The 18,873-nt window shown below is 73.5% G+C and carries 26 protein-coding genes; 6 read left to right on the forward strand and 20 right to left on the reverse strand.

All coding sequences use genetic code 11. The features are described from left to right. The 5 genes from BGO37_RS05010 to BGO37_RS05030 form a co-directional block, all read right to left on the reverse strand. The gene (locus BGO37_RS05010) at positions 1–567 is read right to left on the reverse strand and encodes a peptide deformylase (protein WP_291752808.1); all 567 of its coding nucleotides are present in this window, start codon (positions 565–567) and stop codon (positions 1–3) included. Further along, positions 564–1,910, reverse strand: a complete 1,347-nt coding sequence (gene glmM / locus BGO37_RS05015) for a phosphoglucosamine mutase (protein WP_291752809.1) — start codon at positions 1,908–1,910, stop codon at positions 564–566. Before glmM ends, BGO37_RS05010 begins: the two co-directional genes overlap by 4 nt. A 73-nt stretch (positions 1,911–1,983) precedes the next feature. Next, positions 1,984–2,472: a 30S ribosomal protein S9 gene (rpsI, locus tag BGO37_RS05020; protein ID WP_291752810.1), complete on the reverse strand. Its 489-nt coding sequence runs from the start codon at positions 2,470–2,472 to the stop codon at positions 1,984–1,986. 32 nt (positions 2,473–2,504) lie between these two features. After that, positions 2,505–2,954 carry a 50S ribosomal protein L13 gene (gene rplM / locus BGO37_RS05025; RefSeq protein ID WP_291752811.1) on the reverse strand — a complete coding sequence of 150 codons (450 nt, stop codon included), beginning with the start codon at positions 2,952–2,954 and terminating at the stop codon, positions 2,505–2,507. A gap of 205 nt (positions 2,955–3,159) precedes the next feature. Beyond that, positions 3,160–4,071: an ArgP/LysG family DNA-binding transcriptional regulator gene (locus BGO37_RS05030; protein ID WP_291752812.1), complete on the reverse strand. Its 912-nt coding sequence runs from the start codon at positions 4,069–4,071 to the stop codon at positions 3,160–3,162. A 71-nt stretch (positions 4,072–4,142) separates the two neighbouring features. Here BGO37_RS05030 and BGO37_RS05035 point away from each other — a divergent pair, with 71 nt between their 5' ends. From BGO37_RS05035 to BGO37_RS05055, 5 genes are all read left to right on the forward strand, one after another. Next, positions 4,143–4,757 carry a LysE family transporter gene (locus BGO37_RS05035; RefSeq protein WP_291752813.1) on the forward strand — a complete coding sequence of 205 codons (615 nt, stop codon included), beginning with the start codon at positions 4,143–4,145 and terminating at the stop codon, positions 4,755–4,757. 155 nt (positions 4,758–4,912) lie between these two features. After that, positions 4,913–6,415, forward strand: coding sequence for a polyprenol phosphomannose-dependent alpha 1,6 mannosyltransferase MptB (mptB, locus tag BGO37_RS05040; protein ID WP_291752814.1), 1,503 nt, complete (start codon positions 4,913–4,915; stop codon positions 6,413–6,415). A 47-nt stretch (positions 6,416–6,462) separates the two neighbouring features. Then, complete coding sequence (locus tag BGO37_RS05045; protein WP_291752815.1) at positions 6,463–6,912, forward strand: SRPBCC family protein; 450 nt, start codon at positions 6,463–6,465, stop codon at positions 6,910–6,912. Continuing rightward, positions 6,909–7,427 (forward strand): MerR family transcriptional regulator, encoded by a 519-nt coding sequence (locus BGO37_RS05050; protein WP_291752816.1) that lies wholly within the window; start codon positions 6,909–6,911, stop codon positions 7,425–7,427. The genes BGO37_RS05045 and BGO37_RS05050 overlap by 4 nt, the downstream gene beginning before the upstream one ends. A gap of 54 nt (positions 7,428–7,481) precedes the next feature. Further along, positions 7,482–7,931, forward strand: a complete 450-nt coding sequence (locus BGO37_RS05055; RefSeq protein WP_291752817.1) for a DUF5709 domain-containing protein — start codon at positions 7,482–7,484, stop codon at positions 7,929–7,931. 24 nt (positions 7,932–7,955) lie between these two features. On the opposite strand, the gene truA is transcribed toward BGO37_RS05055, so the two are convergent. Next, entirely contained in the window at positions 7,956–8,900 is a 945-nt protein-coding gene (truA, locus tag BGO37_RS05060) for a tRNA pseudouridine(38-40) synthase TruA (RefSeq protein ID WP_291752818.1), read from the reverse strand. Between the two features lie 85 nt (positions 8,901–8,985). Between truA and BGO37_RS05065 the strand changes: the two genes are divergently transcribed. Then, positions 8,986–9,753, forward strand: coding sequence for an ROK family protein (locus BGO37_RS05065; RefSeq protein ID WP_291752819.1), 768 nt, complete (start codon positions 8,986–8,988; stop codon positions 9,751–9,753). Here BGO37_RS05065 and BGO37_RS05070 read toward each other — a convergent pair. The 14 genes from BGO37_RS05070 to rplR form a co-directional block, all read right to left on the reverse strand. Beyond that, positions 9,743–10,528: an alpha/beta hydrolase gene (locus tag BGO37_RS05070; protein WP_291752820.1), complete on the reverse strand. Its 786-nt coding sequence runs from the start codon at positions 10,526–10,528 to the stop codon at positions 9,743–9,745. The two genes, BGO37_RS05065 and BGO37_RS05070, sit on opposite strands and share 11 nt — an antisense overlap. A gap of 166 nt (positions 10,529–10,694) precedes the next feature. After that, positions 10,695–11,270: a 50S ribosomal protein L17 gene (gene rplQ / locus BGO37_RS05075; RefSeq protein WP_291752821.1), complete on the reverse strand. Its 576-nt coding sequence runs from the start codon at positions 11,268–11,270 to the stop codon at positions 10,695–10,697. Between the two features lie 72 nt (positions 11,271–11,342). Further along, a complete protein-coding gene (locus BGO37_RS05080; protein WP_291752822.1) occupies positions 11,343–12,350 on the reverse strand; it encodes a DNA-directed RNA polymerase subunit alpha in 1,008 nt (335 codons plus the stop codon). Between the two features lie 111 nt (positions 12,351–12,461). Continuing rightward, positions 12,462–12,872, reverse strand: coding sequence for a 30S ribosomal protein S11 (gene rpsK / locus BGO37_RS05085; protein WP_291752823.1), 411 nt, complete (start codon positions 12,870–12,872; stop codon positions 12,462–12,464). Between the two features lie 39 nt (positions 12,873–12,911). After that, positions 12,912–13,292: a 30S ribosomal protein S13 gene (gene rpsM, locus BGO37_RS05090; protein ID WP_291752824.1), complete on the reverse strand. Its 381-nt coding sequence runs from the start codon at positions 13,290–13,292 to the stop codon at positions 12,912–12,914. 160 nt (positions 13,293–13,452) lie between these two features. Next, positions 13,453–13,566 carry a 50S ribosomal protein L36 gene (gene rpmJ, locus BGO37_RS05095; RefSeq protein WP_088289657.1) on the reverse strand — a complete coding sequence of 38 codons (114 nt, stop codon included), beginning with the start codon at positions 13,564–13,566 and terminating at the stop codon, positions 13,453–13,455. Between the two features lie 61 nt (positions 13,567–13,627). Next, positions 13,628–13,849, reverse strand: a complete 222-nt coding sequence (gene infA, locus BGO37_RS05100; protein WP_259307898.1) for a translation initiation factor IF-1 — start codon at positions 13,847–13,849, stop codon at positions 13,628–13,630. Between the two features lie 143 nt (positions 13,850–13,992). After that, positions 13,993–14,820 carry a type I methionyl aminopeptidase gene (gene map / locus BGO37_RS05105; RefSeq protein ID WP_291752825.1) on the reverse strand — a complete coding sequence of 276 codons (828 nt, stop codon included), beginning with the start codon at positions 14,818–14,820 and terminating at the stop codon, positions 13,993–13,995. Between the two features lie 11 nt (positions 14,821–14,831). After that, positions 14,832–15,413: an adenylate kinase gene (locus tag BGO37_RS05110; protein ID WP_291752826.1), complete on the reverse strand. Its 582-nt coding sequence runs from the start codon at positions 15,411–15,413 to the stop codon at positions 14,832–14,834. Then, entirely contained in the window at positions 15,410–16,705 is a 1,296-nt protein-coding gene (gene secY, locus BGO37_RS05115) for a preprotein translocase subunit SecY (protein WP_291752827.1), read from the reverse strand. Before secY ends, BGO37_RS05110 begins: the two co-directional genes overlap by 4 nt. 166 nt (positions 16,706–16,871) lie before the next feature. Further along, positions 16,872–17,612 carry a 50S ribosomal protein L15 gene (rplO, locus tag BGO37_RS05120; protein ID WP_291753014.1) on the reverse strand — a complete coding sequence of 247 codons (741 nt, stop codon included), beginning with the start codon at positions 17,610–17,612 and terminating at the stop codon, positions 16,872–16,874. Positions 17,613–17,614: 2 nt separating this feature from the next. Continuing rightward, positions 17,615–17,797 carry a 50S ribosomal protein L30 gene (gene rpmD / locus BGO37_RS05125; protein WP_291752828.1) on the reverse strand — a complete coding sequence of 61 codons (183 nt, stop codon included), beginning with the start codon at positions 17,795–17,797 and terminating at the stop codon, positions 17,615–17,617. Next, the gene (gene rpsE / locus BGO37_RS05130) at positions 17,797–18,453 is read right to left on the reverse strand and encodes a 30S ribosomal protein S5 (RefSeq protein WP_291752829.1); all 657 of its coding nucleotides are present in this window, start codon (positions 18,451–18,453) and stop codon (positions 17,797–17,799) included. The genes rpmD and rpsE overlap by 1 nt, the downstream gene beginning before the upstream one ends. A 46-nt stretch (positions 18,454–18,499) precedes the next feature. Beyond that, positions 18,500–18,871, reverse strand: coding sequence for a 50S ribosomal protein L18 (gene rplR / locus BGO37_RS05135; RefSeq protein ID WP_291752830.1), 372 nt, complete (start codon positions 18,869–18,871; stop codon positions 18,500–18,502). Between the last annotated feature and the right edge of the window lie 2 nt (positions 18,872–18,873).

Below are 18,873 nucleotides of genomic sequence, written 5' to 3' on the forward strand. Positions count from 1 at the left end.
TCAGCCGACGGCCGCCAGGGTCCGCAGGTCGGCCTTGTCGACGTAGAGCGTGCCGCCCAGGTGGTCCGTCTCGTGCTGGACGATCCGCGCCGGCCATCCGACGAGCTCCTCGTCGAGCGCCACGCCCCGCTCGTCGTGCCCGACGAGGTGCACACCACGGTGCCGCGCGACGACCGCCGCGTACCCGGGCACCGACAGGCAGCCCTCCTCGTGCCTCGCGAGCTCGTCGCCCACCGCCTCGTAGCGGGGGTTGACGAGCACGCGGAACGGCACCGGCACGCGCTCGCGGGACTCGTCGGCCAGCGGGTCCTCGACGACGGCGAGCGCCACGGACAGGCCCACCTGCGGCGCCGCAAGCCCGACACCGGGGGCGGCGCGCATGGTGCGGTGCATGACGTCCAGCAGGGCGGCGAGCTCGTCGTCGGCCAGCTGGCCGTCGTACGGCAGGGTCACGGCGCGCAGCACCGGGTCGCCCGCGAGCACGAGGGGGACGATGCCGCGCGCGTCCCGGGCGGCGAGGTCGACCAGCCGCAGCGCGCGCTCCCGGACGGCGTCGCCGCCGCTCACAGGGCCAGCCGGTCCCGCACCGCGCCGACGAGGGTGGCGGCCGCCCGGTCGGCCTCGTCCTGCGTGGCGGCCTCGACCATGACGCGCACGACCGGCTCGGTGCCGGAGGGGCGCAGGAGCACGCGGCCCGTGTCGCCGAGCGACGCCTCGACGTCGGCGATCGTCCGGGCCAGGGCCTCGTCGGCGGCCACGCGGGTGCGGTCGACGCCGGTCACGTTGACGAGCGTCTGCGGGAGCCGCTCGACCACCGCGGCGAGCTCGGTGAGCGAGCGCCCGGTGGCGGCGACGCGCGCCGCGAGCTGCATCGCCGTGAGGATGCCGTCGCCGGTCGTGGCGTGCTCGGCCAGGATGATGTGCCCCGACTGCTCACCGCCCAGCGCGTAGCCGTTGGCGCGCATCGCCTCCAGCACGTACCGGTCCCCCACGGCCGTGTCGACGGTCGTGATCCCCCGCGCCCGCATCGCCAGCCGCAGCCCCAGGTTGCTCATGACCGTGATGACGAGGGTGTCGTGCACCAGCTCGCCCCGCTCGTGCAGCGCGAGGGCGAGGACGCCCATGATCTGGTCGCCGTCGATGAGCACGCCGTCCGGACCCACCGCCAGGCACCGGTCCGCGTCGCCGTCGAACGCCACGCCGAAGTCGGCGCCGGCCGCGACGGTGAACGCCTGCAGCTGCTCCGGGTGGGTGGACCCGGCCCGGTCGTTGATGTTCCGGCCGTCGGGCGCGGCGTTGATGACCAGCACCTCCGCGCCGGCGGCGCGCAGCGCGGCGGGCCCCACCTCGGACGCGGCGCCGTTCGCGCAGTCCATCGCGATGCGCAGGCCGGACAGGTCCGTGTCGATGGTCCCGACGAGGTGCTGGACGTAGTGGCGGGCCGCCCGCGCCGGGTCGCTCGTCACGCGACCGACCTCCGCGCCCGTCGGGCGCTCCCAGCCCTCGCCACGGTGCGTCTCGATGGCGTCCTCGAGCACGTCGTCCAGCTTGTGGCCGCCACGGGCGAGGAACTTGATCCCGTTGTCGGGCATGGGGTTGTGCGACGCCGACAGCACCACGCCGAGGTCGACGCCGTACTCGGCGGTGAGGAACGCGACGGCGGGCGTCGGCAGGACGCCGACGATCTCGACGTCCACGCCGGCGGACGCCAGCCCGGCGACCACGGCCGCGGACAGGAACTCTCCCGAGGCGCGGGGGTCGCGCCCGACGACCGCGCGCGGCCGCCCCTGGAACGCGCCGCTCGTGCCGAGCACGCGAGCCGCCGCCACCGACAGGTCGAGCGCCAGCTCGGCGGTGACGTCCCGGTTCGCCAGGCCCCGCACCCCGTCGGTGCCGAACAGTCGCGCCACGGAAACCTCCTGCGAAGAACGGAACGGCCCCGTGGACTGTAGTCGTCCACGGGGCCGTCGGCCGACCCGAGGGTCAGCGCTTGGAGTACTGCGGCGCCTTGCGGGCCTTCTTGAGGCCGGCCTTCTTGCGCTCGACGACGCGCGCGTCGCGGGTCAGGAAGCCTGCCTTCTTCAGCGCGGGGCGGTTGTGCTCGGCGTCGATCGCGTTCAGCGCGCGGGCGATGCCCAGGCGCAGCGCGCCCGCCTGGCCGGTGACGCCACCGCCGTTGATGCGGGCGACGACGTCGAAGCGACCCTCGACGTCGACCAGCTTGAACGGCGAGTTGACGAGCTGCTGGTGCAGCTTGTTCGGGAAGTAGTCCTCGAGCGTGCGGCCGTTGATCGTCCACGTGCCGGTGCCCGGCACGAGGCGGACACGGGCGACGGCCTCCTTGCGGCGGCCGAGCGCGCGGCCCGGAGCGGTGAGCGACTGGCCGCGGCCGGTGACCGGCGCGGTCTCGCTGGTGTAGGTGGTGGGCGTCTGCTCGCCCTCGACGTACTCGTCGGTTGTGGTCTCGGCCACGGGGTTCCTCGGTTCCTCGTCCTCGCAGCGGCTCACGCCTGCTGCGACACCTGGGTGAGCTCGTAGGGCTTCGGCTGCTGCGCAGCGTGCGGGTGCTCGGGGCCTGCGTAGACCTTGAGCTTGCCGAGCTGCTGGCGGCCGAGCGTGGTCTTCGGGACCATTCCCGCCACGGCCTTCTCGATGACGCGCTCGGGGTGCTTGGCCAGCAGGTCCGCGTAGCGGATCGCCTTGAGGCCGCCCGGGTAGCCCGAGTGGCGGTAGGCGAGCTTGGTGTCGGCCTTGGTGCCGGTCAGCGCGATCTTCGCCGCGTTGACGACGATGACGAAGTCACCGTTGTCGACGTGCGGGGCGAACGTGGGCTTGTGCTTGCCACGCAGCAGCGTGGCGATGTGGGATGCCAGGCGGCCGAGGACGACATCGGTCGCGTCGATGACGTACCAGGTCTTCTCGACGTCACCGGGCTTCGGGGTGTACGTGCGCACGGGTGTGGGCCTTCTCGTCGTGTGTCGGTACCTCGGGCGGCGGCGTGAGCCGGCCACCCGGGGTGGGCTGTCGGGGCGTCTGCCGGTGAGTGGGATCGCACCGGTGTCGCAGTCGGCTCGCGGTGGTGAGAAGTCACCGGTGCTCGGCAGCGGACGCACAACGACAGACCAGGGTACCTGGGCGGGGTTTGAACGGTCAAAACGCTCACGCGCGCGAGGGCGGACGGGCGGACGACCCCGGGGACGACGAGGCCACGGGGCGCAGGGCGGCGGCCGCCGCGGCGACGACGCGGCCGGTGAGGTCGTCGAGCAGCGCCGCCCGCACCGACCAGCGCTGCCAGTACAGGGCGACGTCGAGCCAGCGGCCGGGCGCCAGGTCGACGAGCGTCCCGGCCAGCGCGAAGGCGTCCGCCTCGTGCTCGGAGACCATGCCCCAGCCGAGCCCGTCGGCGATCACGGCGACGTAGGCGGGGTGCGACGGGACGTGGTGCTCGGGGCCGAGCTCGGGCTGCCCGACGAAGCGGCGCTGCAGCATGTCGTCCGCCGCGAACGCCACCACGGGCGCGGCGGTCCACGCCGCGGCCGCGCCCTCGCCGAACCACCGCGCCGCGAACGCGGGTGACGCCATCGCGCGGTAGCGCATCGCGCCGAGCGGGCGCACCCGGCAGCCCTGCACCGGGGCCGCGTCGGCGGTGACGGCGGCCATGACGACGCCGTCCCGCAGCAGCTGGGCGGTGCGGTCCTGGTCCTCGCGGTGCAGGTCGATCACCAGGTGGTCCCCGAGGCCGGTGAGCGCGGCCGGGAACCACGTCGCGAGGGAGTCGGCGTTGACCGCGACCCCGACGCGGACCGGCCCCGCGCCCAGCCCCAGCGCGGCGGTGGCGTCGGCGTCGAGCGCGGCCAGCTGGTGGGCGAGGCGCACCAGCTCGGCTCCTGCGGACGTTGCCCGGCACGGCCGCGTGCGGAGCACGAGCACCTGGCCCGCCTGCTGCTCCAGGGCGCGCACGCGCTGGCTCACCGCGGACGGCGTCAGGTGCAGCGCCGCCGCGGCGGCGTCGAACGTGCCGGCCTCCACGACGGCCGCGAGGGCCTCGAGCTGCGCCGGGTCGAACTTCATGCAGTCACGCTACAGGTCCGACAGAAACATGAACTGGCCTTCAGATCCGGCCTCGACCTAGGGTCCCGAGCGTGGTCGTCCTCCAGGGCCTGCTCGCCGGCCTCTCGCTCATCGTCGCCATCGGCGCCCAGAACGCCTTCGTCCTGCGGCAGGGCCTGCGCGGCGAGCACGTGGGCGCCGTGGTCGCCGTCTGCACCGGGGCCGACCTGGTGCTCATCGGCGCCGGCACCGCCGGGCTCGGCGCGCTCGTCGGCGGGCACCCCGCCGCCCTGGCCGTGGCGCGCTTCGCGGGCGCCGCGCTCCTCGTCGTGCTCGGCGCGGCCGCCGTGCGCCGGGCGCTGCGGCCCGGGCGCCTCGACCCCGCGACCGACGCACCCGCGCCGGTGCGCACGGTGCTGGCCACCACGCTCGGGCTCACCTTCCTCAACCCGCACGTGTACCTCGACACGGTGCTGCTGCTCGGCGCGATGGCCGCGCAGCACGGCGCCCTCCGGTGGGGGTTCGCCGCCGGCGCGGGCGCGGCGAGCGCGCTGTGGTTCACCGGCCTCGGCTTCGGCGCCGCTCGCCTGCGCCCCCTGCTGGCACGGCCCGGGGCGTGGCGCGTGCTGGACCTCGCGGTGGCCGCCGTGATGCTCGTGCTCGCCGCCCGGCTGGCACTCCTCGCACCCGCCCTGACCACCGCCTGACGGCACCTTGACCCGCCCCTGACCTGCGCGTGAGCAGTCGAAGACCTGGGTCGGCCCGATTCGCTCCGGGCCTCGCGGACCGGTACCGTCGGACGGTCGGGGTCATCGGCGGACGGCAAGGGGACCGCCCGGCCGGCCGCGACCGAGAGGACTGCATGAGCGTCGATCGCCTCGTGCGGACCGCGACGCGAGGGCGCACCGCGATCACATCCGCATCCACCGCGGTGCTGGCGGGTTCCGCCGGCGCGGCGATCGTCGTCGTCCTCGTCCTGGTCGCGTCCCGTACGGGTGTGCCGCAGGCCGTCACGCTGCCGCAGTGGTGGGGCGCCTGGCCCACGGGTACGGCGTACCGGGCCGAGTGGAGCTTCGCGGTCGTCGGCGTGATCACCGCACTGTGCATCGTGTGGGCGCACCTGGCGCGCACCTGGATGCGCGCCGGTGCACGGCTCCCCCGGCTGCGGTCGATCCTCCTGGTGGCCGTCGCCTGGGCCACGCCGTTCACGCTCGCCGGACCCATCGGCAGCCTCGACGTCCAGAGCTACGCCGCGGTCGGCCGCCTCGCCGAGATCGGCATGAACCCCTACGCGTTCGGCCCCAACTGGCTGCACGGCCCGTACGAGTCGTTCGCGACGGCCGTCAGCAGCGAGTGGCAGTACTCGCCCAGCCCCTACGGCCCGCTGCAGGTGGTGCTCCTGCGCGAGCTCGCGGCCGCCGCCGGGGCCCACGTCGGCCTCGCGGTGCTGCTCATCCGCGCCGTGGCGGTGTTCGGGCTGGCGGCCGCCGTCGTGCTGGCCGTCGAGGCCACGCCGCTGCGCGAGCGGGCGTCCGTGCTCGTCCTCGTCGCCCTCAACCCGTTGCTTCTGGTGCACGTCGTCTCCGGCGCGCACCTCGACGTGCTCGTCGGCGCGATGGCGGTGGCGGTGGTGCTCCTCGTCCGCCGCGGGCTGCCGACCGTCGCCATGGTCGTCGCCGTCGTGGCGTGCATGCTCAAGCTGCCGGGCCTGGTGCTCATCGGGTATGTCGGGCTCGACGTGCTGCGCCGCACGGATCCGGAGGCGCTGCGGCGGCGGCTCGCGCAGGTGCTCGGCGCCGCCGGCGGAACCGTGCTGGCGACGGTCGCGCTTGTGCCGGACGCGTTCGGCTGGGTCGGCGCGCTGTCCGTCCCCGGCCAGATCAAGAGCGGGCTGACGCCCAGCACGTGGCTGGCCTGGATCCTCGAGGCAGTCTCCGGGGTCGACACCCACAGCATGGGCGCCACGACGACCGTCGCCCGCCTGGTGGTGGCCGGGGCCGGGGCGCTCGTCGCCGCACGGCTGCTGTGGTACGCCACCGAGGGCCCCGAGCGGGCCGCCTACTTCGGCGTCGGCTGGGCCCTCATGGCCGTCGCGTTCTCCGGCCCGACGACCTACCCCTGGTACCTGACGTGGGGCCTCTTCGTGGCCGCGGTCGGGAGCCGGAACCGCGGCCGGCTGGTGCTGCTCGCGCTGTCGGTCGCGTACACCCTGCTCGGCGCGTGGGGCGGGGGCGGGGCCCACAACGTCGGAGTGCTCGTCATGCTCGGGGCGTTCGCCGTGAGCGGCGTCGTCGTGTGGCGCACCGGCCGCCGCCTCGTCGGCAGGCAGGCGCCCGCACCGTCGCGGGCGACCGTCGACGCCTGATCCGCGGGCTTGACCTGTCTACGGCTTCACGGCCGACGCTCGTCGGCATGGCCACCACGACACGAGCCGCCCGCACGGCGGTCGACATCACCTTCACCCTCGACGCCGCCCCGGAGCGGGTGTTCCCGCTCCTGTGCCCGGTCGTCGAGTACGACTGGATCCCCGACTGGCGGTGCACGATGGTCCACAGCACCAGCGGCGTCGCCGAGCTGGGCTGCGTGTTCCTCCGCGAGGGAGAGACGTGGATCACGACCCGCTACGAGCCGCCGACCCGGATCGACTACGCGATCTTCGTCCCGGGCGGGTCGGTGGGGATGCTCGAGTTCACGCTGACGCCCGTCGGGGCGGGCACGCGGGTGGACCTGGCGAGCACGACGACGGCGACCCGCCCGGGCGCGCCCGCGCACGGCACGGAGCAGGAGCGCCGCGCGCTGTGGGACCTGCGGCGCCGCCAGCTGGAGCACTACCTGCGGACGGGGACGATGCTGCCGGCGTGACCGTCGGCCGGCTCGCCGCCCGCTTCGGCCTGTCGCGCACCACCCTCCTCTACTACGACCGCCTCGGCCTCCTGCAGCCGCAGCGGTCGTCGGCCGGGTACCGCCGCTACGGCCCGGCCGACGTCGCCCGCCTCGCCGCGATCTGCCGACTGCGGGCGGCCGGGCTGCCGCTCGAGGCGATCGGTCGCCTGCTGTCCTCCCCCACGCCCGACCTCGTCGAGGCGCTGGCGGTGCGCCTGACGGTGCTCGACGACGAGATCGGCCGGCTCCGCGACCAGCAGCGCGTCATCCTCACGGCGCTGGCGGGCGGCCAGGGCGCCGGGCGCCGCTGGACGCCGGACCGCGCCACCCTCGTCGCGCTCCTCGACCACGCGGGGATGGCCGACGACCACCTGGCGTGGCACGCCGCGGCGGAGCGGGCCGACGGTCGCCTCCACCAGCTGCTGCTCGAGGCCCTCGATCTCACCGACGACGAGATCGCGGCGCTCCGCTCGCACCTCCGTGACCAGGCCTGACCTGCCCCCCGGCGCGCGGTGGCGGCCCGCCGCCGCCGGTGCCACGGTGGAGCCATGACGGAAGAGACCCCGGCGACCAGCGCGGATCGCGAGCTCGGATCCGAGGGCGACGCCGATCAGCTGACCCGTGACGACATGCTGCTCGAGCGGGGCGTGGACGACCTGCTCGACGAGGGCTACTCCCCTCCCGAGCACGCGCGCAGCGCGCGCTGGGGCGAGACCCCGTGGGAGGAGGAGCACCGCGAGACGATCGACCAGCGGCTCGCGCAGGAGGAGCCCGACATCTGGGACGCCCCCGAGGGCGTCTCCCCCGACCGCGAGCAGTACCGCGCGGGCCGGCTCGAGGAGGACGACACGGCCGTCGAGTCCGGCGGCACCGACACCTTCGCACACGACGTCGGCGTCTCCGGCGGCGCCGCGACCGCCGAGGAGGCGGCGGTGCACCTCGTTCCGGACCCCGACTACGACGAGCCGCTCTACCGGGCGGACGACGAGCGCTCCTGACCGGGCGCGGCCGCCGGCCGACCGTCAGCCGCAGCAGCCCTCGCCGTCGGGCGTGTGGGCCTCGTCGGGGCTGCGTCGCGCCCGGGTGCGCTCGGCGCGAGCCGCGAGCTCGTCGTCCGGCGGGTAGACGACCTCCTCGAGCGTGAGGCCGTGCGCCTCGACGACCGCCGCCGCGGCGTCGCGCGCCCCGGCCGCCAGCAGGGCCGCCGGCCAGTCGACGGGCCGCCGCCGCTCGCCCACCGCCAGGCACGCCCCGACGAGGGACCGCACCATCGAGTGGCAGAACGCGTCGGCACGCACGGTCGCCACCACCAGCCCCGCGTCGGCGCCCTCGGTGGGCCGTGCCCAGGAGAGCTGCTCGAGCGTGCGGATGGTCGTCGCGTGCGGCCGCGGCTTGCAGAAGGCGGCGAAGTCGTGCCGCCCCACCAGCAGGCGGGCCGCGGCGTCCATGGCCGTCACGTCCAGGGGTCGGCGCCGCCACAGCACCTCACCGCGCCGCAGCGGGTCGCGCCGGCCGTGCTCGTCGCACACGCGGTACGCGTAGCGGCGGCCCAGCGCGGAGAACCGGGCGTCGAAGCCGTCCGGGGCCGGCCCGGCGCGGCGCACGACGAGGTCGGCCGGCAGCACGCCGCCGAGGCGGTCGACGAGGGCGACGAAGGGGTCCCGGCCCGACCGGCCCCGCGCCGCCACCAGGGCCTCGGGGGTCACGTCCAGGTGTGCCACCTGGCCGCGGGCGTGCACGCCCGCGTCGGTGCGCCCGGCGACCGTCAACCGGGGCGTGCCCTCCCCCCGGCGCTCGGTGCCGAGGACCGTCGCGAGCGCCTCCTCGAGCGTGCCCTGCACGGTGCGCAGGCCGGGCTGCACCGCCCACCCGGCGAAGCCGGTGCCGTCGTAGGAGAGATCGAGCCGCACCCGCACCGCCGGCACGGTGTCCCCCGACGCCGTCGCCAGGTCGTCGGTGCTCGTCACGCGCCCACCGTAGCCGCTGCGCGGGCCCGTCCCGGCGCCGGCCACCGCCATCCCCACGGGGAGCCGTCGGCGCTACCGTGGCCGCGTGCCGGACAGCCACCACGCCCCGTTCACGCTCGCGGTCGACTGCGGCGGCGGCGGGATCAAGGCCTCCGTCCTCGACGCCGCGGGGACGCTGCACGCCCCGCCCGGCCGCGTGCCGACGCCCTACCCGCTGCCCCCGGAGCGGCTCGTCGAGACGATCGCCGCGATGGCGGAGCACCTCCCCCGGTTCGACCGCGTGACGGTCGGCATGCCGGGGATGATCCGGCACGGCGTGGTCGTCGCGACGCCGCACTACGTGACCCGGTCGGGTCCCCGGTCCGCCGTGCTGCCCGAGCTCGTCGACGCATGGTCGGGGTGCGACGTGCAGGCGCTCGTCGAGGCACGCCTGTCGGCCCCGACGCTCGTCCTCAACGACGCCGAGGTGCACGGCGCCGGCGTCGTCTCGGGCACCGGCGTCGAGCTCGTCCTGACCTTCGGCACCGGCCTGGGCTCGGCGCTCTTCGACGGCGGCCGGATCGCACCGCACCTCGAGTGGTCGCACGCGCCCGTCCGCTGGGGCACCACGTACGACGAGTACATCGGCCAGCCCGAGCGTGTCCGCCTCGGCGACGCGCTCTGGTCGCGCCGGGTGCGGCGGGTCGTCGAGGGGCTCCGGCCGGTGTTCCGCTGGGACCGCGTCTACCTGGGTGGCGGCAACGCGCGCCGCATCACGGCGGCCGTGCTCGACCGGCTCGGCGACGAGGTCGTCGTCGTGCCGAACGAGGCGGGCATCGTCGGCGGCGTGCGTGCCTGGACGCTCACCGAGTAGCCACGCGCTCCCGCTCTTCGGCCACGGCGAGGGCCTCGAGCACCGCACGGCCGAACCGCGTCGGGCGGACGAGACTGACCAGGTGCGTCGCTCCGGGGACGACGACCAGGCGGCCGTCCCGGCAGGCGGCGAGGAACGCCCGCTCCTCGCCGCGGAAGTGGTCGAACCGGCCGTTGACGAGCCATACCGGCGCCACGACCCGGCGCAGGTCGCCCAGCACGTCGACGCCCCGCAGCGCCCGCAGCACCGGGCTCATCACCCCGAGCGCGAAGCCCCCGGCGCCCGCGTCGGCCGCTCCCGCCGGTGGGAGGGCCAGCCGGACGAACAGGTCGTTGAGCCCTGCCCCACCGTCCGGCAGCCGCAGGATGAGGTGCGAGGCGAGGTCCCAGGCGCCCACCACCGCGGCGTGCGGGCGCGTGCAGCACGACGCCGCCACGAGGCCCGCCACCTGCTCCGGGTGCCGCGCCGCGTGCGCGATGCCGACGTAGCCGCCGAGCGAGAGCCCGACGACGAGCGCCCGGCCGCCGACCTCGTCGACCGCCGCCCGCACGGCCTCGACCGCGCCGTCGAGCGTGAAGGGCTCGTCGGTCCGCTCCCCGTGACCCGGCAGGTCCACCGCCAGCGCCCGATGCCCGAACGCCGCGACGGTCGCCAGCTGCGCGCGCCACATCGTCCGGCTGGTCCGCAGGCCGTGGAGGAACACGACGGGCAGCCCGCCCGGCCCGGTCCGGCTCACGTCCCCGGCCGGCACCGTGCTCGCGCCCCCGCTGGCCACGTCACGCCCTCCCGCGTCGTCGACGGCATGCGTGCGCCCTGCACCGCCCTGTCGCTACGTCGAAGTATCGCCGCCGAGCGGTGAGGCCGGGCCCCGGGCAACGCGTTCCACCATGCACGAAGGCCCGGACCCTGGCGGGTCCGGGCCTTCGACGCGATCGGTCGGGTCAGGCCTTGTCGGCCTCGTCCGCGACGGTCTCGTCGGCCTCGGCTGGGGCCTCCTCGCCGGCGGCCTCCTCGATCACCGTCTCGTCGCCAGGAGCCTCGGCGTCGGCGACGGGCTCCTCGACCGGAGCCTCCTCGACGACCTCGATCGCCGTCGGCTTCGGCGCGGCCTTGGCGGTGGCCTTCGTCGCCTCGCGGACGACGGCCTGCTTCGGCGAGACCGGCTCGAGCACGAGCTCGATGACCGCCATGGGGGCGTTGTCGCCCTTGCGGGGGCCGACCTTGACGATGCGGGTGTAGCCGCCGTTGCGCTCGGCCATCGCGGGCGCGATCTCCGTGAACAGGACGTGCACGACGCCCTTGTCCTTGACGACGGTCATGACGCGACGGCGGGAGTGCAGGTCACCGCGCTTGGCGAACGAGACGAGGCGCTCGGCGAGCGGGCGCAGGCGCTTGGCCTTGGCCTCGGTCGTCGTGATCCGCTTGTGCTCGAACAGCTGCGTCGCGAGGTTCGCGAGGATCAGCCGCTCGTGCGCCGGTCCGCCACCGAGCCGGGGACCCTTGGTGGGCGTGGGCATGGTCTTCTCACTCCTTGGTTCTGTGATGGGCTACGCGGCCGGCACCGTCGGTCCCGTCCGCGTTCCCCGGCTTCAGTACTGCTCGTCGTCCGAGAAGTCCGCCTCGTCGTCGCCGTAGTAGGCGTCGCCGGTCGCGAAGTCCAGCGGGCTGTCCTTGAGCGCCAGGCCCAGCTCGGCCAGCTTCTCCTTGACCTCGGTGATCGACTTGGCACCGAAGTTGCGGATGTCGAGCAGGTCGGCCTCCGAGCGGGCGACGAGCTCGCCCACCGTGTGGATGCCCTCGCGCTTGAGGCAGTTGTACGAACGGATCGTCAGCTGCAGGTCCTCGATCGGCAGCGCCAGGTCCGCGGCGAGGGCCGCGTCCGTCGGCGACGGGCCGATCTCGATGCCCTCCGCCTCGACGTTGAGCTCGCGGGCCAGGCCGAACAGCTCGACCAGGGTCTTGCCGGCCGAGGCCAGCGCGTCCCGCGGGCTGATCGCCGGCTTGGTCTCGACGTCGACGACCAGCTTGTCGAAGTCGGTGCGCTGCTCGACGCGGGTCGCCTCGACCTTGTACGTCACCTTGAGCACCGGCGAGTAGATCGAGTCGACCGGGATCCGGCCGATCTCCGCGTCCATCGACTTGTTCTGGCTGGCCGAGACGTAGCCGCGGCCGCGCTCGACGGTCAGCTCGATCTCGAGCTTGCCCTTGTCGTTGAGGGTCGCCAGGTGCAGGTCGGAGTTGTGCACCTCGACACCGGCCGGCGGCACGATGTCCGCCGCGGTCACCTCGCCGGCACCCTGCTTGCGCAGGTACATCACCACGGGCTCGTCGTTCTCCGACGACACCACGAGGCTCTTGATGTTGAGGATGAGCTCGGTGACGTCCTCCTTGACGCCCGGAACCGTCGAGAACTCGTGCAGCACGCCGTCGATGCGGATGCTCGTCACGGCCGCGCCCGGGATGGACGAGAGCAGCGTGCGACGCAGCGAGTTGCCGAGCGTGTAGCCGAAGCCCGGCTCGAGCGGCTCGATGGAGAACCGGGAGCGGTACTCCGAGATGACCTCTTCGGTCAGGGTGGGGCGCTGTGCGATGAGCACGGTGGGGTTTCCTCTCCGCGGGCGTCCGCCATATGACGCTCCGCAGTCAACTGCTGAAGGCCGGCCCGGTCTCGGTCCACCGGGCCGGCCTCACGTGCTGGGAACGGCTGGTCAGACGCGGCGGCGCTTGGGTGGGCGGCACCCGTTGTGCGCCTGCGGCGTCACGTCCTGGATCGAGCCGACCTCGAGGCCGGCAGACTGCAGCGAGCGGATCGCCGTCTCGCGGCCCGAGCCCGGGCCCTTGACGAAGACGTCGACCTTGCGCATGCCGTGCTCCTGGGCCTTGCGCGCGGCCGCCTCGGCGGCCAGGCCGGCCGCGAACGGCGTCGACTTGCGCGAGCCCTTGAAGCCGACGTCGCCGCCGGACGCCCACGCGATCACCGCACCGGACGGGTCGGTGATGGAGACGATGGTGTTGTTGAACGTGCTCTTGATGTGCGCCTGGCCGTGGGAGACGTTCTTCTTCTCCTTGCGGCGCGGCTTGCGCGCGGTGCTCGCGGTGGAGCGGGTCTTAGGGGGCATCTGCTTCTTTCCTCAGGTCTACGGGGCGTGCCGGCGGGGCTACTTGCGCCCGGCCTTCTTCTTGCCGGCCACGGTGCGCTTCGGGCCCTTGCGCGTGCGGGCGTTGGTCTTGGTGCGCTGACCACGCACCGGCAGGCCGCGGCGGTGGCGCAGGCCCTGGTAGCAGCCGATCTCGACCTTGCGGCGGATGTCGGCGGCGACCTCGCGGCGCAGGTCGCCCTCGAGCTTGAAGTTCGCCTCGAGGTAGTCACGCAGCGTGACCAGCTGGGCGTCGTCGAGGTCCTTGACCCGGATGTCCGGGCTGATGCCCGTCGCCGTCAGGGTCTCGGTCGCGCGCGTGCGACCGACCCCGTAGATGTAGGTGAGCGCGATCTCTACCCGCTTCTCGCGGGGGAGGTCCACGCCGATAAGACGTGCCATGTGCCTGATGGCTCCTGTACTTCGTCGGAGGTCTGCCGCACCGTCCTCCCGCTGTCACGGGCCCCGGCCTCCGAGCCGGGGGTTCACCGGGCCTCGTCGGACGACGAACCCGGAGCGGCGGTGCGCTGGTCCGGCCCTCACGGGCCGGCGGTGAGGCTGCTCAGCCCTGGCGCTGCTTGTGGCGCTGGTTCTCGCAGATCACCATGACGCGACCGTGCCGGCGGATCACCTTGCACTTGTCGCAGATCTTCTTGACGCTCGGCTTGACCTTCATCGTGTTTCCCATCGCCGCCGTCCGTCCCGCCCAGGGGCGGTCGACGACGTTGCTCGTGTGCCTACTTGTAGCGGTAGACGATGCGACCGCGGGACAGGTCGTAGGGGCTCAGCTCCACCACCACGCGGTCCTCGGGGAGGATCCGGATGTAGTGCTGGCGCATCTTCCCCGAGATGTGCGCGAGAACCCTGTGCCCGTTGCTCAGCTCCACGCGAAACATCGCGTTCGGCAACGCCTCGACCACCGAGCCCTCGATCTCGATGACCCCGTCCTTCTTCGCCATGTCCTCCGCTTACCCTCGATCCGAACGGCGCGCCCACGCCCGGGTCACGCCGGATGGCGGACGACGACACGTGGACTGGTGTGCTCACGCCCCAACTCCCGTCTTCCGGGCACAGTCAAGGGACGGCACACACCAACGAGCGATCATACCCCATCGGCGCCGGCGGCCACGCCGCCCGTCGGCAGCCAGGGCGCCAGCCCGGCCGCCCCGCCGTCCCGCGCGGTGAGCACCCAGAGCCGGCCGTCGGGCAGCACCGCGACGGTGTGCTCCCAGTGCGCGGCGCGCGAGCCGTCGTCGGTCGTCACCGTCCAGCCGTCGGCCAGCTCGTGGGTGTCCGGTCCGCCCCGGGTGAGCATCGGCTCGACGGCGACGACGAGACCGGGCTGCACCCGTGCACCGCGGTCCCGCGAGCGGTAGTTCGGCACGTCCGGCGGCTGGTGCATCGCCGTCCCGATCCCGTGTCCCACGTACTCCTCGACGATCCCGAACCGGTCGCCGACCAGGTCGTCGACCGCCTGGCCCACCGCCGACGTGCGCGCGGCGCCGTGCAGCGCGGCGATGCCGGCCCACATCGCGGCCTCGGTGGTCGCGACGAGGTCGACGTCCTGCGGGTCGGCGGGCGGCAGCACCGTGCTGAAGGCGCTGTCGCCGTGCCACCCGTCGACGATCGCGCCGCAGTCGACCGACACCACGTCACCGGGCTCGAGCACGCGCGCGCCGGGGATGCCGTGGACCACCTCGTCGTTCACGGACACGCACAGCGTCGCCGGGTAGTCGAAGTACCCGAGGAACGACGGCGTGGCGCCGGCGCCGCGGATCACCCGCTCGGCGACGGCGTCCAGGTCGGCCGTCGTCACGCCCGGCCGCACGGCCGCGCGCACCGCGTCCAGGGCGTCGGCGACGACGAGACCGGCGCGCCGCATGGCGCGCACCTGCTCCGGCGTCTTGATCTGGACGCGCTCGCGGGCCACGCGTGACGCGGTCAGTGCGCGAGGGCGGGGCTGATCGCCCGCACCAGACGCTCGGTCACCTCGTCGAGGTCCCCGATGCCATCCACCTGCACGAGCAGCCCGCGGTCGGCGTAGACCTTCGCGATCGGCGCCGTCTGGTCGGCGTACACGTCGAGACGGTGCCGGATGACGTCCTCGGTGTCGTCGACCCGTCGCTCGATCGCCGCGCGCTTGAGCAGCCGGTCGACGACGGCCTCCGGGTCGGCGGTGATCTCGACCACCGCGTCGAGCGGGGTGCCGGCGTCCGCCAGCATCGCGTCCAGCGCCTCGACCTGCGCCACGTTGCGCGGGTAGCCGTCGAGGAGGAAGCCCGCCTCGGCGTCCGGCCGCGCCAGCCGGTCGCGCACCAGGGCGTCGGTCAGCTCGTCGGGCACCAGCGCGCCCCTCGACGTGTAGGCGACGACCTTGCGCCCCAGCTCCGTCCCGCCGGCGATGTTCGCCCGGAAGATGTCGCCGGTCGAGATCGCCGGGACGCGCAGGCGCTCCGACAGCCGGGCCGCCTGGGTGCCCTTGCCGGCTCCGGGCGGACCGAACAGCACGAGACGAACGCTCACCTCAAGAACCCTTCGTAGTGTCGTTGCTCCAGCTGCGACTGGATCTGCTTGACCGTCTCAAGCCCGACACCAACGATGATGAGGATCGACGACCCGCCAAAGGGGATGTTCGTCCCGACCTTGAGCACGACGAACGCGATGGTCGGGACCAGGGCGACGAACGCCAGGTAGAGCGAGCCCGGGGCCGTGATGCGGGTGATCACGTAGTCCAGGTACTCCGACGTGGGACGCCCGGCACGGATGCCGGGGATGAACCCGCCGTACTTCTTCATGTTGTCGGAGACCTCGTCCGGGTTGAACGTGATCGCCGTGTAGAAGTAGCAGAAGAAGATGATGAGCAGCGCGTACAGCGTGATGTGCAGCGGCGAGCTCTGGTTGGCGAGGTAGCGGCTGATCCACTGCACCCAGCCCTGCTGCGGGTTGCCGAACTGCGCGATGAGGCCCGGGACCGCCAGCAGCGAGGAGGCGAAGATGATCGGGATGACGCCCGACATGTTGATCTTGATCGGGATGTAGGTGCTCGACCCGCCGTACATCCGGCGGCCCACCATCCGCTTGGCGTACTGCACGGGGATCCGGCGCTGCGACTGCTCGACGAAGACGACGAGCCCGATGACCACGATGATGATGGCCAGCACCGCGATGAACTTGCCGGCACCGCCGTCGCCGCCCGCGATCGACCACATGTTGGAGGGGAACCGCGCCGCGATCGACGTGAAGATCAGCAGCGACATGCCGTTGCCGACGCCGCGCTCGGTGATGAGCTCGCCGAGCCACATGATGAGGCCGGTGCCGGCCGTCATGGTGATGACCATGATCGTCAGCACCATCCAGCTGGAGTTCGGGATGACGTCGACGGAGCAGCCCTGGAACAGGTTGCCGGACCGCGCCAGCGCGATGATCGTCGTCGACTGCAGCACCGCCAGGCCGATGGTCAGGTAGCGGGTGTACTGCGTGAGCTTCGTGGTGCCGGACTGACCCTCCTGGTGGAGCTCCTCGAACTTCGGGATCACCACGCGGAGCAGCTGGATGATGATGCTCGCGGTGATGTACGGCATGATCCCGAGCGAGAACACCGACAGCTGGAGCAGCGCTCCACCGCTGAACAGGTTGACGATCCCGAGCAGGTCGTTCGCCTTGGTCTGCGAGACGCACGTCTGCACGTTCGGGTACGAGACGCCCGGCGTCGGCAGGAACGAGCCGAACCGGAACACCACCATGATCCCGATGGTGAACAGCAGCTTGCGCCGCAGGTCGGGCGTCCGGAACGCCCGCACGAATGCGCCTAGCACCTGACCTCCTGGTACCGCCCGAAAGCGGGTTCCGCTCCGACCAGGATGCCCTGGCCGGCCCGCTCGTGACACCTCACGAGCACCCCGCGCACCCTAGCCGATGCCGGGAACGTCCGGGGGCCCCGGCAGCACAGCCACCGCGGCCCCCGGACGAACGTCAGTTTCCTCAGTCCTGCGCGACGACGGAGCCGCCGGCAGCCTCGATCTTCTCCTTGGCGGACGCGGAGAACGCGTCGACCGCCACGGAGACCTTGACCGTCAGCTCGCCCGTGCCGAGCACCTTGACCGGCTGGCCCTTGCGGACCGCGCCCTTGGCCACGAGGTCGGCCACCGTGACGTCGCCCCCGTTCGGGTACAGCGCCGAGATCTTGTCCAGGTTGACCACCTGGTACTCGACGCGGAACGGGTTCTTGAAGCCACGGAGCTTGGGCAGCCGCATGTGCATCGGCATCTGCCCACCCTCGAAGCGCTCGGGCACCTGGTAGCGGGCCTTCGTGCCCTTGGTGCCGCGGCCCGCGGTCTTGCCCTTGGAGCCCTCACCGCGGCCGACGCGGGTCTTGGCCGTCTTGGCCCCCGGCGCCGGACGCAGGTGGTGCACCCGGAGCACGCCGCCGGCACCGGGCTTCGCCGCCTCCTCCGCCGCCTTCTTGGCGGCGGCGGTGGGCTCGGCCTTCGCGGTGGCCTTGGGCGTGGCCTTGACCGTCGCCTTGGCGGCGCCCTTCGGCTCGGCGGCCTCGGCCTTCGCCGCGGCAGCCTTCGTCGTGCGCGCCGGCTTGGCCTCGACGGCCTCCGCCTTCTCGGCAGGCTTCGCTGCCGGCTTGGCGGCCTTCTCGGCGGCGGGCTTGGCGGCGGCCTTCTTGACCGGCTTCGCTTCCGTCGTGTCCTCGGCCTTGTTCTCGTCGGCCATGCTCACTCGACCTCCTCGACCGCGACGAGGTGGCGCACCGTGCGGACCATGCCGCGGATCTCAGGGCGGTCCTCCTTGACGACGACGTCGCCGATCCGCTTGAGGCCCAGGGTGCGCAACGTGTCGCGCTGGTTCTGCTTGCCGCCGATGGCGGACCGGGTCTGGGTCACCTTGAGACGGGCCATCACGCACCCGCCTTCGCGGCCGCCGCGGCGGCCCGACCCGCGGCCTGCGCCCGCAGCAGCGGGGCCGGCACCACGTGGTCCAGCGGCAGGCCGCGGCGCGCCGCGACCGCCTCGGGCTGCTCGAGGCCCTTGAGGGCCGCGACGGTGGCGTGGACGATGTTGATGGAGTTCGACGACCCCAGCGACTTCGTCAGCACGTCGTGGATGCCGGCGCACTCGAGGACGGCGCGCACCGGGCCGCCGGCGATCACACCGGTACCCGGCGAGGCCGGCCGCAGGTAGACGACGCCGGCCGCGGCCTCACCCTGGACGGGGTGCGGGATGGTGCCCTGGATCCGGGGGACGCGGAAGAAGTTCTTCTTCGCCTCCTCGACGCCCTTGGCGATCGCCGCGGGCACCTCCTTGGCCTTCCCGTAGCCGACGCCGACCGTGCCGTCGCCGTCGCCGACGACGACCAGCGCCGTGAAGCTGAACCGGCGACCGCCCTTGACGACCTTGGCGACGCGGTTGATGGTCACGACGCGCTCGACGAACGCGCTCTTCTCGGCAGCCTCCTGCCGACGACCGCCGTCGCGGCGCTCGCGACGCTCGCCGCCCTCGCGACGCTCGCCGCCCTGCCCGCCGGCAGTGGTGTTGCTGCGTGGTCCAGCAGCCATCAGTGGATCCTCTTCTTCGTCTCGAGCGGCTGGGTCCCGGCGTGGTTCATAGCTCGAGCCCTCCCTCGCGGGCACCGTCCGCCACCGCGGCCACCCGGCCGTGGTACTTGTTGCCACCGCGGTCGAAGACGACCGCCTCGACGCCGGCGGCCTTGGCGCGCGCGGCGACGAGCTCGCCGACCTTGCGCGCCTTGGCGGTCTTGTCGCCCTCGGTCGCCCGCAGGTCGACCTCGAGGGTCGACGCCGAGGCGATGGTGCGGCCCAGGCCGTCGTCCACGACCTGCGCGACGACGTGCCGAGCGGACCGGGTGACGACGAGGCGCGGACGCGCGGCCGTGCCGACGACCTTCTTGCGCAGGCGCAGGTGCCGCCGCTGGCGCGCGATCTGCTTGCCCTTGCCCTTGATGCTGATCGCCATGG

It is taken from the genome of Cellulomonas sp. 73-92 (genome assembly GCF_001898175.1).
Lineage (GTDB): Bacteria > Actinomycetota > Actinomycetes > Actinomycetales > Cellulomonadaceae > Cellulomonas.